The sequence below is a fragment of the Streptomyces sp. SBT349 genome (assembly GCF_001083795.1).
Taxonomy (GTDB): Bacteria; Actinomycetota; Actinomycetes; order Streptomycetales; family Streptomycetaceae; genus Streptomyces.
In genome coordinates this window covers 1-1,811 of the sequence record NZ_LAVK01000627.1, presented here as the reverse complement: position 1 = coordinate 1,811, position 1,811 = coordinate 1, and the positions used below count along the sequence as shown (strand labels likewise).

The 1,811-nt window shown below is 75.2% G+C and carries 1 protein-coding gene; it reads right to left on the bottom strand.

What is annotated here, in order from left to right; genetic code table 11:
• Positions 1 to 104: 104 nt before the first annotated feature.
• Positions 105 to 1,811: hypothetical protein (locus ADY01_RS35315; protein ID WP_199826403.1), on the bottom strand; the 1,707-nt coding region annotated here is incomplete at its 5' end.

The window sequence follows — 1,811 nt, the reverse complement described above, 5'->3', positions numbered from 1 at the left end:
CCGCACCACCCCGCGCCACGCCCACCGGGCGCGAAGTCCCCGTGCCCCGTCGGCCCGCCGCCGCCCGGCCCGCGCCACCAGGCGGGCCGCCCGCTCCTCGCCGCTCATGACTCTCCTCCGTCCACGCTCAGTCCGATGTCGTTCGGTCCGGCCGGGGGAACGGGCCCGGCGCCGTCGCCGAGCGCGATGTCCCCGCCGAACCGGTCCACCAGGCACAGCGCCAGCAGATCCAGCGCCTCCCGCACATCCGGCGCCCCCACCCGCGCCCGCGCCTCGACGACGCGCGCCAGGTCGCCGGGGGAGTGGTGCAGCATCGGCCGCTCCAACAGTTCGCGCACCGCCGGGAGATGGGGACTGTGGACCTCAAGCCGCCACTCCGGGCTCTCGGCGACGAAGATGTCGCCCCACCCGTCCGTCGTGATGAGGCGATGGCGCCCGGTGAGGCCGACGGGACCCGCGTCGAGCCCGTACCCGTCGGAGTGATGGACCCGCTGGACGAAGACCGGGTCGATCGGCAGCCCTCGCCACGCCTCCAGCGGCCAGCGCTCGCGCACCGCCCCGGTGTGCTCCTCGGCGAGGCGGGCGGGACCGTCCGGTGGCAGGTCCCAGATCTGGACGTGCTGCCCGCCGGGGCCGTGGAACTGGCAGAGCGCCAGCGAGCGCGGCGAGAGGAACGTGACGGCCTCGCCCCTCCACCGCTCGGACGGCGGGAGACTCGGCGTCGCGATGTCGTGGAGCAACTCCCCGTCCTCGTCGAGGACATAGAGGTGGTCCGCGTCGACGAAGGCCAGCAGCCGGGCCGCGGGCAGCGTCACCACGGTGTGCAGGACGCTCACGGTCTCGATGCCGCGCCGCCCGAGGAGGCCGTCGGTCCCGAAGAGCGCGGGGACCGGCTGGTGGCGCAGCCGTTCGGCACCGGAGTCGGCGAAGACCAGCCCGTCGAAGCCGAGCATCACCGCTCCCCGGCTCGATCTGCGCATGCCCGACACGGGGAAGCGCCCGTCCACCAGGTCACCCGAGAGGGAGCGAATCGTCGTACCGGACACGGAAGGCTCGGACCTGAGCAGAATCCGGTCCCCGAGGTGCAGAACCGAGCGGTAGTCGCCGTCGTCCGGCCGAGCCATGGCGCGGGGGCTCACGGCCCCGGTGCCCAGCCGCATGACGGCCGGTTGGCGGTCGTGCGGCCCGTCCGGCCCTCCGAGGCGCAGGAAGGCCAGCTCCGTCCCGTCGGGGGACAGCGACGCGTCGCATCTGATGGAGGAGTCGACCCGGTGACCCAGCGGCGAGGTGCGCGGGAGGCGTTCGACCGTGGGCCGGGGGTCTCGTGACGCCAACTCGGCGGCGATTCCGGTGCGTTCGGCCTCCGGGAGGAGCCGGGCCGTCGCCGCGCCCTCGGCCAGGGGCAGGTCGCTGGCCAGGCGCCGCAGCTCGTCCCAGCGGCGGCCCTCGGCCAAGTGGCGGCGGAGGTAGTCGAGTTCACCGTGGGACAGCTCGGCGACGCGGTCGCGCCGCTCGCCGGTCACCACGACCCGGATCACCTCGGTGTCACCCCCGGCGGCCAGCACCCCCCGCAACCGCTCGCGCACCTCGGGCCCCGCCACCCGGTAGGCCAACGCCAGCAGCGCACCCTCCGGATCCAACGCGAGCCGCTGGCCGTCCTGACCGATCAGCGCCAGATACGCCGCCCGCTCGGCCGGTTCCCCCGGCGCCACCGCCAGCAGCTCCAGCACATCCGCCTCGGGCAGGTCGGCGGCCATGGCGCGCACCGCGTCTTGGACGGCCAACTCCCCCGCCCCGCAGGCCCGCACCAC